The sequence below is a fragment of the Ruminococcus sp. AM31-15AC genome (genome assembly GCF_003462045.1).
Classification (GTDB): domain Bacteria; phylum Bacillota; class Clostridia; order Oscillospirales; family Ruminococcaceae; genus Hominimerdicola; species Hominimerdicola aceti.
The window spans coordinates 21,488-33,555 of the sequence record NZ_QTYG01000015.1 but is presented as its reverse complement, the minus strand read 5'-3'; the positions used below and the strand labels follow the sequence as shown (position 1 = coordinate 33,555).

Annotated in this window: 13 protein-coding genes; 8 read left to right on the top strand and 5 right to left on the bottom strand. The window is 45.1% G+C overall.

Annotated features, from left to right (window positions below; genetic code table 11):
* Window positions 1-5: 5 nt before the first annotated feature.
* From dut to zapA, 4 genes are read right to left on the bottom strand one after another with little or no spacing between them, the layout of a single operon-like run.
* Window positions 6-446, bottom strand: a complete 441-nt coding sequence (dut, locus tag DW793_RS06220) for a dUTP diphosphatase (RefSeq protein WP_022288698.1) — start codon at window positions 444-446, stop codon at window positions 6-8.
* Window position 447: 1 nt separating this feature from the next.
* Window positions 448-669, bottom strand: a complete 222-nt coding sequence (locus DW793_RS15265) for a hypothetical protein (RefSeq protein WP_252969700.1) — start codon at window positions 667-669, stop codon at window positions 448-450.
* Window positions 666-2,519, bottom strand: a complete 1,854-nt coding sequence (locus tag DW793_RS06215) for a U32 family peptidase (protein WP_252969699.1) — start codon at window positions 2,517-2,519, stop codon at window positions 666-668. The genes DW793_RS15265 and DW793_RS06215 overlap by 4 nt, the downstream gene beginning before the upstream one ends.
* Window positions 2,519-3,025, bottom strand: a complete 507-nt coding sequence (zapA, locus tag DW793_RS06210; RefSeq protein ID WP_022288696.1) for a cell division protein ZapA — start codon at window positions 3,023-3,025, stop codon at window positions 2,519-2,521. Before zapA ends, DW793_RS06215 begins: the two co-directional genes overlap by 1 nt.
* 204 nt (window positions 3,026-3,229) lie before the next feature.
* On the opposite strand from zapA, the gene DW793_RS06205 reads away from it, so the two are divergent.
* From DW793_RS06205 to DW793_RS06190, 4 genes are all read left to right on the top strand, one after another.
* A complete protein-coding gene (locus tag DW793_RS06205) occupies window positions 3,230-3,664 on the top strand; it encodes an RrF2 family transcriptional regulator (protein WP_117896571.1) in 435 nt (144 codons plus the stop codon).
* 370 nt (window positions 3,665-4,034) lie between these two features.
* Window positions 4,035-4,910, top strand: coding sequence for a pyridoxal 5'-phosphate synthase lyase subunit PdxS (gene pdxS / locus DW793_RS06200; RefSeq protein ID WP_278278267.1), 876 nt, complete (start codon window positions 4,035-4,037; stop codon window positions 4,908-4,910).
* 1 nt (window position 4,911) lies between these two features.
* Window positions 4,912-5,481, top strand: a complete 570-nt coding sequence (gene pdxT, locus DW793_RS06195) for a pyridoxal 5'-phosphate synthase glutaminase subunit PdxT (RefSeq protein WP_118157375.1) — start codon at window positions 4,912-4,914, stop codon at window positions 5,479-5,481.
* Window positions 5,482-5,681: 200 nt separating this feature from the next.
* Entirely contained in the window at window positions 5,682-6,233 is a 552-nt protein-coding gene (locus tag DW793_RS06190) for a TIGR04002 family protein (RefSeq protein ID WP_118157374.1), read from the top strand.
* Window positions 6,234-6,366: 133 nt separating this feature from the next.
* On the opposite strand, the gene DW793_RS06185 is transcribed toward DW793_RS06190, so the two are convergent.
* On the bottom strand, window positions 6,367-6,858 hold the full coding sequence (locus DW793_RS06185; RefSeq protein ID WP_390624646.1) for a phosphoribosyltransferase: 492 nt from the start codon (window positions 6,856-6,858) through the stop codon (window positions 6,367-6,369).
* Between the two features lie 473 nt (window positions 6,859-7,331).
* On the opposite strand from DW793_RS06185, the gene DW793_RS06180 reads away from it, so the two are divergent.
* From DW793_RS06180 to DW793_RS06165, 4 genes are all read left to right on the top strand, one after another.
* Entirely contained in the window at window positions 7,332-7,607 is a 276-nt protein-coding gene (locus tag DW793_RS06180) for a hypothetical protein (protein WP_117863626.1), read from the top strand.
* Between the two features lie 468 nt (window positions 7,608-8,075).
* Window positions 8,076-9,518 (top strand): efflux RND transporter periplasmic adaptor subunit, encoded by a 1,443-nt coding sequence (locus DW793_RS06175; protein WP_118157373.1) that lies wholly within the window; start codon window positions 8,076-8,078, stop codon window positions 9,516-9,518.
* A gap of 12 nt (window positions 9,519-9,530) precedes the next feature.
* The gene (locus tag DW793_RS06170; RefSeq protein ID WP_117856805.1) at window positions 9,531-10,217 is read left to right on the top strand and encodes an ABC transporter ATP-binding protein; all 687 of its coding nucleotides are present in this window, start codon (window positions 9,531-9,533) and stop codon (window positions 10,215-10,217) included.
* Entirely contained in the window at window positions 10,214-12,061 is a 1,848-nt protein-coding gene (locus DW793_RS06165; protein WP_118157372.1) for a biotin/lipoyl-binding protein, read from the top strand. Before DW793_RS06170 ends, DW793_RS06165 begins: the two co-directional genes overlap by 4 nt.
* The last annotated feature ends 7 nt before the right edge of the window (window positions 12,062-12,068 follow it).

Genomic DNA, 12,068 nt, shown 5'->3' with positions numbered 1-12,068 from the left:
CATTCTTATTTGCCTGTTGAGCCAAAGCCGCCTGCGCCACGCTCTGTATCGGAAAGCTCTGTTACTTCCTCTACTTCGGGAGTGAAAACAGGGGTTATCACAAGCTGTGCGATCCTGTCGCCGCTGTTTATGGTGTAGTCCTTGTCTGAACTGTTGTGGAGAGCGCAGATTATCTCACCTCTGTAGTCCCAATCAACAACGCCAACGCAGTTTGCAGGGGCAATGCCGAACTTTGATGCGAGTGAGCTTCTGGCATAGATAAGAAGAACGCAGTTTTTCTCACCCTGAACTTCGGCTGATATGCCTGTGTGTATTTTCTCGGTTTGACCTGCTTTTATGGTTACAGGTGCGTCTGTGCAGGCACAAAGGTCATAGCCTGCGCTAAATTCTGTTTGTCTTGCAGGGATAACTGCATTTTCCTTAAGCTTTTTTATAAGTAATCTCATTTTATAAAACTCCTCTGTAGTATAGGCCATTGGTGGCGTTTTCGGGCTTTGCGCTGCTTTCGCCAAGGTAAGCCTTTATTATTTCGTTTATCCTGTGGGCATTCTCCTCATAGAAGTGAAGCTCCATATAGTCGGCATTGTCAAAATCCGTCAGCTTGTCTGCAAGGTACAAAATATCGGAATTTAGTATCTCTGCGCAATCTCTGCCCTTTGGACATCTCACCGGAAACTCTCTGCCTGTGCGGTCAAAAAGCTTGCCCTTGCAGTTTTTACAGCCATATCGTTTCTTATAGGACAGTTTGCTGTGAGCATAAGGGGAAGTCTGCCGTATGCCACAAAGCCTATCTCAATGGGCTTCTTTAACTTTTCTATCTGCGACGCTTTAAGCTCAAAGGACACTGTGCAGTCTTTTGCACCAAGTTTTTTTACCTCGTCCAATGCGGCTGAGTTGCAGAGATTGAATGAATAGCCTGCGTGAAGCTCAAAGCCAAGATCATTTGCAATAAGGCAGTGGCCGATATTCATGGCGAGCATTTTTGTTATGCCTGCTTCTTTTGCGGCTGAAAGCTTTTCACATAGGGCTTTCTCGTCGAATGTGAAGCGAGGCATTATTATCATAAGCTTGCTTTTATCTGACACGATCTTTACCGCTTCTGACGCTATCTCTATTGGCACGCCCACAAGCTCTGCTTTGTCAAGGTCAACACCCTCAAGCTGAGAAAGTTTTGAGAGCATTATGCGGATCTTTTTGTGTTCATAGGCTTTTGGCAGGGTAGGAAGATCGGCAAGTGATTTGTCGGTAAAATCTGCAGTATGGGTGAAAAAGTCTATACGCTTCTGGTCAAGCTTTTCTACCGCCTGCCGTCTTAGGTCATTAAGTGCGGAAGCAGGATAGGCAAGATCTTTGCCTATGGCGGCTTCAAGTCCTCCGAACTCGTATATGGTGTCCCCAAGCTTGGAGAGCTGTTTTTTTACATAGTCGCTGTCGCAGGCCTTTTTCAAGGCTTTTTGTGGTATATCGCCGTAAACGGTCACGGTGTTTCCCTCGCTGTCACGGAGAGAAAGCTCCGCCTGAGAATTTTCCTGAAGCTTTATGGTGAAAAAGGCTTTTGTGCGCTTTTCACATCTGCGGTAAAGCTCATGAAGTTCGGGAAGAATTTTGGCGGTGGCGGAAACGTCCTCTTTCTGCCTTGTGCCGAACATTTCTCTGCCTAATCTGCCATTGTAATAGCCGTCTGTAAAGCCCCCGCGGGAAAAGACCGCTTCAAGGGCTTTCAGGTCATAAGGCTTGTTTTCGAGAGAATTTTTACAGCAGTTCACTGCCGCCGCAACATATTCGGGGCGCTTCATTCTGCCCTCTATTTTAAGAGAGGAAACTCCGTCCTTTTCGAGCCTTTGGAGCTTATCAACATAGGACATATCTTTCAGAGAGAGGGCGTAACGCTCCTGCCCCTTTGTTATCTTATCTCCTTGCGCGGGAAGTCTGCACGCCTGTGCGCAAAGACCCCTGTTGGCACTTCTCGAACCTATCAACGCACTCATATAGCACTGACCTGACACGGACATACAAAGTGCGCCGTGGACAAAGACCTCTGTTTCGATGCCAAGGGCGGTGAGGTCTTTTATGGTATGCTCGGGAAGCTCTCTTGACAGGACGGCTCTTGAAAAACCGAGGTTTTTAGCCATTTTCACACCGCTTTCGCTGTGGATGGTCATTTGGGTGGAAGCGTGATATTCAAGGTCGGGGCAACATTCACGGCATATTTTCACAAGGGTCAGGTCTTGGGTGATAAGTCCGTCAACGCCAATTTCTGCGGCAAATTTGACGGCTTTTTTGCACTCTTCGAGCTGTTCGTCAAAGACAACAGTGTTTATCGCCTGATAGACCTTTACACCTCGCAGGTGACAGAGCCTTACGGCTTCTTTTAGCTGTTCATCTGTGAAATTGGCGGCATTTTGTCTGGCGGAAAATTTCTCTCCCCCGAGATAAACTGCGTCACAGCCGCTTCTAAGGGCGGCTTCGAGAGTTTCAAAAGAACCGCATGGGGCAAGTATCTCAGCTTTGTGAGCCATTAATGGCTTCCTCCCTCGGGTCTGTAATTCACTGTGCCGACAAAATTGCCGTTGTTAGGCTGATTAGGGTGGACAGGTCTTTCAATAGCGTTCTTTATCTCCTGCGAAAGAAGCTCGTTTGCGTTTATAACTTCGTCCTCAGGCTCTCTTTTTACAACTGTGCGTGCTTCGAGCTGTTCTTCAAGGTCATGGACTTTTGCCTGAAGCTCTCTTATTTCTTTTTGAGCTTCGTCAGCCTGACTTCTTGCTCTGCCTGCGTCGTCAACATAGTCCTTTATCTGGGTGCGGATATTCTCGATATTCTGATTTGCCTTGCTAAGCTCGTCAAGGCAATCAAGTGCTGTCAGCACTGCGGCGTCCTGAACGGAAAGGCTCGGGATAGCTTTCATCATGCCTTTTATCTTTGAATTTATCACCAACGCAAGTTTATTGGTATACTCCTGCGACTCTTCGGAAAGCAGATTGTATGTACGGTTATAAATATTTACTTTAAGCTTGTTTTTCATAGCTTTTGACCTCCCTTTATTTTCTTTGCTGTGAACTTGTATACTTAATTGTATTATACACTACTTTTTGAGAAAAATAAAGAGGGTAAAAAGAAGTTTTTTGTAAATACGCCCTTTGCGGTGGTTTTTGCTTGACATTTTTACAAATATGATATATAATTAATCATAGATTTTCTATAGGATTTATGAAAGGATCTGACGCTGATGAAAATATCCACAAAGGGAAGATATGCACTGAGGCTTATGCTTGACCTTGCTTTACATGAGCAGAGCGGATATGTGCCTATCAAAGTGATCGCTGAAAGACAAGACATCAGCGACAAGTATCTTGAACAGATAATATCCATTCTTGCAAGAGCGGGCTTTGTAAAGAGCGTTCGTGGTGCAGGTGGCGGATACAAGCTGGCAAAGTCGCCTGAGGAATACACTGTAGGAATGATACTTAGGCTCACAGAGGGAAGTCTTGCTCCTGTGGCTTGTCTGGAGGGGGAAGAAAATACCTGCCCGCGTCAGGACAGCTGTTCAACGCTGATGGTATGGAAAAAGCTTTACGGTGCTATAAATGATGTTGTTGACGGCATTACTTTGCAGGACCTTGTAAATCAGGAAAATGCAAGGATAGATGATTACGTTATTTGATATTTTGTAGGGGCGGGCTTTGCTCGCCCGTTTTTTATGCGCTTTTTGTGCGATTTTAAGCTGTCTGTTTGCAGAATGGGGCGGTCTTGCCTATGACCGCTCTTTTTTTACGCCTTTTTATCTTCTACCTATAGCACAAAAGAAAACCTATATTACAGCTTGGTTTTGTGCATAATTGATTTTGTCATGTTCTTGTAAAATTATTGTGGGATATGGTATTGCTTTGATGCACAAATGTGATGTTCGGATAGGACTTTTGGATTGTGCAAAAGATACAATCTGCGGTGGAAAAAGTGCGAAACTGAGGCATTTGCAAATCATAGTCCGGAGGTATAAAATAAGGATAGAAATTAATTTATCGGAGGAAAATATCATGAGCGAACAGTATGAACTTAATAAAAATCTTGCACAAATGCTCAAGGGCGGCGTTATAATGGACGTTACAACACCTGAGCAGGCTAAGATCGCAGAGGCGGCAGGCGCTTGCGCAGTTATGGCGCTGGAGCGTATCCCTGCGGACATCAGAGCGGCAGGCGGCGTTTCAAGAATGAGCGACCCTAAGATGATAAAGGGTATTCAGGAAGCCGTTTCTATCCCTGTTATGGCGAAGTGCAGGATAGGCCATTTTGCTGAGGCGCAGATACTTGAGGCTATCGAGATCGACTACATCGACGAGAGTGAAGTGCTTTCACCTGCTGACGACAAGTATCACATTGACAAGACCCAGTTCAAGGTGCCTTTCGTTTGCGGCGCAAAGGATCTTGGCGAGGCTCTCAGACGTATCAGCGAGGGCGCTTCTATGATAAGAACAAAGGGCGAGCCGGGTACGGGCGACGTTGTACAGGCTGTTCGCCATATGAGAATGATGATGAGCGAGATCAAGAGACTTACTTCAATGTCAAAGGACGAGCTTTATCAGGCTGCAAAGGATCTGAGAGTTGATTATCAGCTCGTTAAGTATGTTGCTGACAACGGCAGACTTCCTGTTGTAAACTTTGCGGCAGGCGGTGTTGCAACTCCTGCGGACGCAGCTCTTATGATGCAGCTTGGGGCAGAGGGCGTATTCGTAGGCTCGGGTATCTTCAAGTCAGGCGACCCTGAGAAGAGGGCAAGAGCTATCGTTCAGGCTGTGACAAATTACAATGATCCTAAGATGCTGGCTGAGCTTTCTGAAGATCTTGGCGAGGCTATGGTAGGTATCAACGAACAGGAGATCAAGCTGCTCATGGCAGAGAGAGGCAAGTAATATGAAGATCGGAGTTCTGGCTCTGCAAGGGGCATTTGCGGAACACGAAAAAGTTCTGACGGCTTTAGGAGCAGAGGTAAAAGAGATAAGGCAGCTTCGTGATTTTGATGACGGCTTTGACGGCATCATTATCCCAGGTGGCGAAAGCACTGTTATGGGAAAGCTGTTAAGAGAGCTTGGACTTTTTGAGCCTGTGAGCGAATACATCAAAAATGGCGGATACTGTTTCGGCACTTGTGCAGGGCTTATACTGCTTGCAGAAGAGGTATCCAATGATGACAGAAAGAATTTCTGCACACTGCCTGTGAGGGTAAAAAGAAACGCTTACGGCAGACAGCTTGGAAGCTTTTCATGCAAGGAAGATTTTGCGGGCAGGGAAATAACCCAGGTATTTATAAGAGCTCCTTATATCGAAAAGGTGTTTGATGATGAGTGCGAGGTGCTTTCACAACACGAGGGTTTCATCACTGCGGTGAGATACAAAAATCAGCTTGCGGCGGCTTTTCACCCTGAACTTACTGAGGACAGGACAGTTCATCAGTATTTCCTTGATATGATAAGCGGAAAATAAAGAATAATGGTGGGCGACCACAAATATTGCATTATATGTCTTTTCTCTGAAAAATGGGGAAAGGCATTAGTGCGTTTATGGGGATATAGAAATTACGTTTAAAATCGTACTATTGTGAGGAGCGGGACGCCGAGGGCGTCGTCCCCTACATGATGTAATTTTTCGACAAATGGTAAAATAATTAAATTGGAGTGATAATAATGAGTACAATAGCTCAGGTAAAAAATTCAACAAAGCATATTCAGCTTATATGCGTGACAGGTCTTTTTGCGGCAATGATATATGTTCTTACGGCATGGCTGCACATTCCTACGGGTGCAGGCTACACACACGCAGGTGACGGACTTATTTATCTTGCGGCTTCAATGCTTCCTACACCTTATGCAATGGCGGCAGGCGCTATCGGAGCAGGCCTTGCAGACGGACTTTCGGGATTTGTGGTATGGCTTCCGGGAACTATCGTTATAAAGGCGATAACTGCTCTTTGCTTTTCAAGAAAGACAGAGAAAATAATCTGCGTGAGAAATCTTCTCGGCATTATCCCTGCACTTGTTATATGCGTGGTATGCTACAGTCTTTATGAGGGAATTTTTATGGCAGGCGGTTTCTCAAAGAGTGCTATAATCTCGGCTTTCGGTCAGACTCCTGCTTACTGCATACAGGTGCTTGCAAGCTCGATACTTTATATAGTGCTTGGTCTTGGTTTTGACAAGGCTGAGCTTAAAAAGAAGTTTTCACATTTGTTTGGATAATTTATTGGCATAAAAGCGTGATAAGCAAAGTGGACGACATCAGGTCGTCTCTACGCATTTTGGCAAAAGAAAAAGGGGCGGAAGTCAAATTCCGTCCCTTTAACGTTGTTTTTATGGAGAATGAAGTTACAAGCTATATCTTTGAATAGCCGAAGCTGTTTACCAAAGCGTCGACCTTCTGTCCTGATTTGCACATTGGGCATTCTGATGATGTATATGTCATGTAATCAGGCAGATCCTTTTCTGTGAAAAGGGCATGGATAGCGATGCCGTTGTTCTCTTTGATAGCGGAGAATATGGAAGCTATTCCTACAAGGTTGCCGTTATAGTATTTCAGGCAGTCGATAGCTCTGTTTATGCTCTTTCCTGTAGATGCGGAAGCGATAAGCAGAAGCACCTGCTTGCCCCATATCTTCTTCTGAGTGTTATCTCTGAATATCATCTGATTTACAGCGTTTAGCTCAGGTGTTACTACATTTACGTCTGCACCGCTGTTTATGCCGCTTTCGCCAAGGCTTTCAGCGAGAAAGGCACCGATGATCTCTGTGCCTTCAAGGCATATGATAGTGTCGATATGTGTTGAAACATAGGTGGCTGCCAATGCCTTTGCGGCTTCCTTTGCCATTTTATAACCAGTTTTAGAGATGTTATATCTACATAATAATTGATATGCGAGTGGTTAGTTGCATAGTGACCCGGTATAACGCCTATCTGTATCTTGCTGTTGCCTGCTGCCTGTATAATTTGCATACGTTCTTCCAAAATAAAGACCTCCTTACAAGTAAAGTATGAACAGTATGTTGCTATTCGTTATTATATCACATATAGGCAAGAATTTCAATGCTATTTTTGATGAATTTTGCTATATATTTTTGTGACAATACACAATTAATAAACTGATAAATCAAAATTTACAGCGATTTATTTGTAATTCGTGAGGTGTTGTGTATATTGTTGTGTAAACTAATGTATGATTTGTACAAAATTCTGCTTGTAATTTTATTGGAAAATGTGTATAATTGAATGAGGAAAACTTTAAGCAGCTCTGTGATAAAGCTTTGCTGTTGATAAAAGGCGTATCGGAGGAGGTCTTTTTATATGAGGACGAGAAAGCTTTTGTCGGGGCTTGGGGCGACTGTGATGTCGCTTATGATGATAATACCGTGGGCGGTGTATGCGGACAGCCCTCAGGTGGAGGACAGCTCCATTGTGACGGAAAGCTCTGCGGCGGAGGCTATGGCGGAGCAGGGGGTCATCAAGGCGCAGAAAAACTCCACCCAGAACACTGAGACCGATTGGGTGCTTTTCGGCTGTATCGGTGGCGGTGCGGTGGTAGTGCTTATAATGATAGGGCTTATGGCTAAGAAAAAATAATACATATTAGGGCGGCTTGGGCTGCCCTTTTTTTGTTGTTGGTGGTAGATGTAATAAACAGCAGAAACAGACGAACACTGTTTCGCCAAGAATGTCAAACAAGCGGGACGTCGAGGGCGCCGTCCCCTACAAGCAATGTAAATATGCTGTTTGTATGTAGGGGGGCAAATAGTGTGCGGAAATTTTTTTTGTTTGCAACTTTATTGGTTATTGCACGTCTTTATAGATGAGGGAAATTCTTATGAGTTTCTTAAAACAACGGCTTTATTTATTGACTTATACTCTTTTTATGGTATAATGTATACATAAAAACAGATAAGAACAAAAGACAACAGGACAGCAAGATAACAAAGAATAATACGCTCATGCTATACCTTATGGGGAAGGTGGGGCTGTTTTATCCGTCCGGCTGCTGTCAGGCGGATCTTTTTATGCTGTTTTGGAAAAATCACAAACGGAGGTATTGCAATGACCACGAAAAAAAGGATATGCACTGTTATAATAGTGCTTGTTATCGTTTGCGCAGTGTGTGTGGGAGGTTTTCTCGTATGGAAAAAGACCGGCAAGGGAGGCTCAAAAAGCTCACAGAAGGTATATGTGCAGAAGGTATCGTCACTTAACACTGCGTCGGACTTCAAGCTTTCTAATCGCTCGTTCTTGGGCGTTGTTGAGGCACAGGAGTCTGTGGACGTAAAGTATGACAGCTCAAAGACGGTGGACGAGATACTTGTTAAGAACGGTGACTCTGTTAAAAAGGGTGACAAGCTTCTTACATATGACGTTGAGGCTATAAATCTTCAGCTTGAGCAGGCTAAGCTCGAGGTGGAGAGGCTTCAGAACGAGATAGCTTCAAACAAGAATCAGATAGCTGAGCTTGAAAAGGAAAAGAAAAACGCCGATCAGGACGCTGCTGTGTCATACACGACCCAGATCCTTTCTTTGCAGAGCGACAATGCCAAGAACGAATATGATATAAAGGCTAAAAACGTTGAGATCAAAAAGCTGGAGGCTTCCACAAAGAACGCATATGTCACCGCTTCTATCGACGGAACTGTAAAGAACGTCAAGACGGTGGACAAGCTTCAGGAGGACGGCGGCGACGTTATAATGCAGATAACAGAAGAGGGCGACTACAGAATAAAGGGCAGATTCAACGAGCAGAACAGCAAAGATATCATGCAGGGAGCTTCTGTTATCGTAAAGTCAAGGCTTGATGATTCCACTTGGAAGGGCGAGATAACTTCTGTTGACACAAGTCCGCAGAAAAATTCTGGTGAAGATATGTACAGCTACGGTTCAAGCGATGAGATGAGCCAGTCTTCAAACTACGCTTTCTATGTTAAGCCTGAGAGCTTTGACGGGCTTATGCTCGGTCAGCACGTTCTTATCGAGATTGATAACGGTCAGGACACCTCTATAAACAAAACAGGAATTTGGCTCTATTCCGACTTTATCTGCAAGGACGGCAAGAAGAACTACGTTTGGGCTAAGAACGAGGACGGAAAGATAGAAAAGAGATATGTTGAGATAGGTCAGAAGGACGAGGATAACGGTGACTGCGAGATAAAGTCAGGTCTTGAAAAGGGCGACTTTATCGCATACCCTGACAAATCTATCGAGGAGGGCATGACGGCTACCACAAATGAGGCTGATGTGTCTGTTCCGCCTAATGACCTTGACCCGAACGACAACACGGACAGTGACGCTGATAACGAGGGCGGTGACGAGGACATCGCTTTTGACGGAAGTGATGAGGACGGCATGGCTATAGACGAGGATATGCTTGCAAGCATGACGGACGAGGAGATAGAAGAATACTTCAACAAGCTTTACGGTGAAGAGGAAAATGCAGAAAATGCAGACGGTGAGAATGCCGACGCTGCTGATGCTGACGCAGCTTTCGCTGAATAAGGAGGGCTTGCAATGGTATTTGAACTGAAAAATATCTACAAGGATTATTTGCAGGGCAAGGAAGCTGTGCCTGTGCTTAAGGATATTTCCCTTGATGTTTCAGAGGGGGAATATGTGGCGATAATGGGTCCGTCAGGTTCGGGAAAGTCTACGCTCATGAACATTATAGGCTGTCTTGACAAGCAGACAAAGGGAAGCTTTGTTTTTGACGGCTGTGACATTATGCAGGCAAAGGATAGGAAGCTTTCGGAGATAAGAAACAAGAAGATAGGTTTTGTATTTCAGAACTTTAATCTGCTCCCAAGACAATCAGCACTTGAAAATGTGGAGCTTCCGCTGCTTTATGCGGGGGTAGGCAAAAGAGAAAGACGTCAGAGAGCAAAGGCGGCTCTTGAAAAGGTGGGTCTTGCACAGAGAATGATGTTCAAGCCTACTCAGCTTTCAGGCGGTCAGAAGCAGAGGGTGGCTATTGCAAGGGCGATAGTCAACAATCCAAAGCTTCTTCTTGCAGACGAACCCACAGGCGCTCTTGACACAAAGTCGGGCGATCAGGTAATGGAGCTTTTCAAGGAGCTTAATGATGACGGTGTTACTATCGTTATGATAACACACGAGCCTGACATTGCAAGATGTGCAAAGAGGATAATGTATATCCGTGACGGCGAGCTTCATGGAGAAAAGGCAGGTGAGCAGGAATGAAAAAGGTAATAATAACACTCCTGTGCATAGCTATCCTCGGCGGAGGCGGATATGCGGGAGCAATGAAATATAAGAAAAATCAGGACAAGAAAACTGTTGTGGCGGTAGTTCCTGTTGACCTTATGGCGGAAACTGCGGATATGTACGAGTGGGACAACTCGGTAAACATGGACGGGCAGATAGTTTCTGCCAATACTCAGAGAGTTACTCTTGACAACGAGAAGCTTGTTAAAAAGGTGTTTGTGAAAAAGGGCGACACTGTGAAAAAGGGCGACACTATACTTGAATATGACATGACGGTGGTTGAGCTGGAGCTTTCACAGAAAGAAAATCAGGTAAAGGTCTGCGAGCAGAACATCAAAATGGCTGAAAAGGAGCTTGCTAAATACAAGCTTTTAAAGCCTTCTGAGGACGCACCGCAAGAGCCTGACGATCCGGAGCCTGAGCCGGAACCAGAGCCGGAACCGGAACCAGAGCCAACTCCAGATCCTGAGCCAACTCCTGAGCCTGTGGAAACTGTGGACGTTGTAAAGGCTGTTTTCCAGACGAAAAATGCAGGCACAAAGGACGATCCTTATATTATAAACTGCAACATTAACACAAAGGTATCCAGAGCGTTTCTTGAAAGGATAAAGACAACGGGGGCGTATGCGGAGCTTTGCGTTTATGATGATAACTCAAACTTTATATACAAGTGGATAGTCAACCGTGAAACAATGGGCAAAAAGGCTCTTGCAGACTGGACAGTTTCACAGGGGATAACTGAGGACAAGGAAAGCGGTACGCTTTCTCTTGACACTTCTGTGGAGCAGTTCGGCAAGTTCTCTATCGTTGTGCCTGTAGGCTCAGACAGCAGTGATGACAGTGCTGACGATAGCGATGATACTGATGATACCGACAATGGCGGTGATGCGGATATACCTGATGACGGTGATTATGATGATAATGATGCCGGCATAGATGTCACTCCTGCTGACCCGTCACAGACGGACGATACAAATTCAGGCTCTGAGGACTATATGTACAGCCGTGCAGAGATAAAGAAAATGATATCAGAAAAAGAGGACGAGATAAAGAGCTTAAAGCTTAACCTTAAGTCTGCAAAGCTTGACTACAATGACGCTTTGAAGAAAAAGACAGACGGCAAGGTAGTGGCTAATATCGACGGAGTCGTTAAAAAGATAGGCACTGTAGGCGACGCTGCCGCAGAGGACAATAATTCGGACGATGTTGACGGCAAGGACGATGTGGACATTATGGACAGCAGCATGGACTACAGCGGTGACAGCTCAGATGATGACGCTTTCGCTATAATCGAGGGCGAGGGCGGAGTTTCCGTTACTTTTAGTGTGGGCGAGCTTAATCTTGACAGAGCGGCTGTGGGAAACACTGTTATGGTGAACTCATACAACACGGGAATGAGCATTGACGCTGAGATAACAAAGATAAGCAGCGAGCCTACGTCATACTCGGCAAACAACTGGGGTGACAATCCTAACAGCTCCACCTACACTGTAGAAGCTAAGCTCAGCGACAGCACGGATTTCAACGTGGGCGACTGGGTAGGCGTTTCATTTGTGAATGACACCACGACCAGTGACAGCGTTTATCTGCCTATACATTATGTAAGGCAGGAAAACGGAAACTACTATATAATGAAAGCCAACAAGGACGGCAGACTTGTGAAAAGCTACATAAAAACAGGCAAGATAATGTATGGCACTAATATCGAGGTCAAGGGCGGACTTTCTATGAAAGATAAGATATGCTTCCCATACGGCAAGGACGTCAAAGAGGGCGTAAGGACAAAGGAGACCGACAAAGTCCTTTATCCTGAGTATTAAAAGGGGG

Bases quoted from the DNA above. Each gene is read 5' to 3' on its own strand.
- DW793_RS06190 (WP_118157374.1), top strand. From the start codon at position 5,682: ATGAGTACAATAGCTCAGGTAAAAAATTCAACAAAGCATATTCAGCTT.
- DW793_RS06170 (WP_117856805.1), top strand. From the start codon at position 9,531: ATGGTATTTGAACTGAAAAATATCTACAAGGATTATTTGCAGGGCAAG.
- zapA (WP_022288696.1), bottom strand. From the start codon at position 3,025: ATGAAAAACAAGCTTAAAGTAAATATTTATAACCGTACATACAATCTG.
- DW793_RS06180 (WP_117863626.1), top strand. From the start codon at position 7,332: ATGAGGACGAGAAAGCTTTTGTCGGGGCTTGGGGCGACTGTGATGTCG.
- DW793_RS06205 (WP_117896571.1), top strand. From the start codon at position 3,230: ATGAAAATATCCACAAAGGGAAGATATGCACTGAGGCTTATGCTTGAC.
- dut (WP_022288698.1), bottom strand. From the start codon at position 446: ATGAGATTACTTATAAAAAAGCTTAAGGAAAATGCAGTTATCCCTGCA.
- DW793_RS06215 (WP_252969699.1), bottom strand. From the start codon at position 2,519: ATGGCTCACAAAGCTGAGATACTTGCCCCATGCGGTTCTTTTGAAACT.
- pdxT (WP_118157375.1), top strand. From the start codon at position 4,912: ATGAAGATCGGAGTTCTGGCTCTGCAAGGGGCATTTGCGGAACACGAA.
- DW793_RS06165 (WP_118157372.1), top strand. From the start codon at position 10,214: ATGAAAAAGGTAATAATAACACTCCTGTGCATAGCTATCCTCGGCGGA.
- DW793_RS06175 (WP_118157373.1), top strand. From the start codon at position 8,076: ATGACCACGAAAAAAAGGATATGCACTGTTATAATAGTGCTTGTTATC.
- DW793_RS06185 (WP_390624646.1), bottom strand. From the start codon at position 6,858: ATGGCAAAGGAAGCCGCAAAGGCATTGGCAGCCACCTATGTTTCAACA.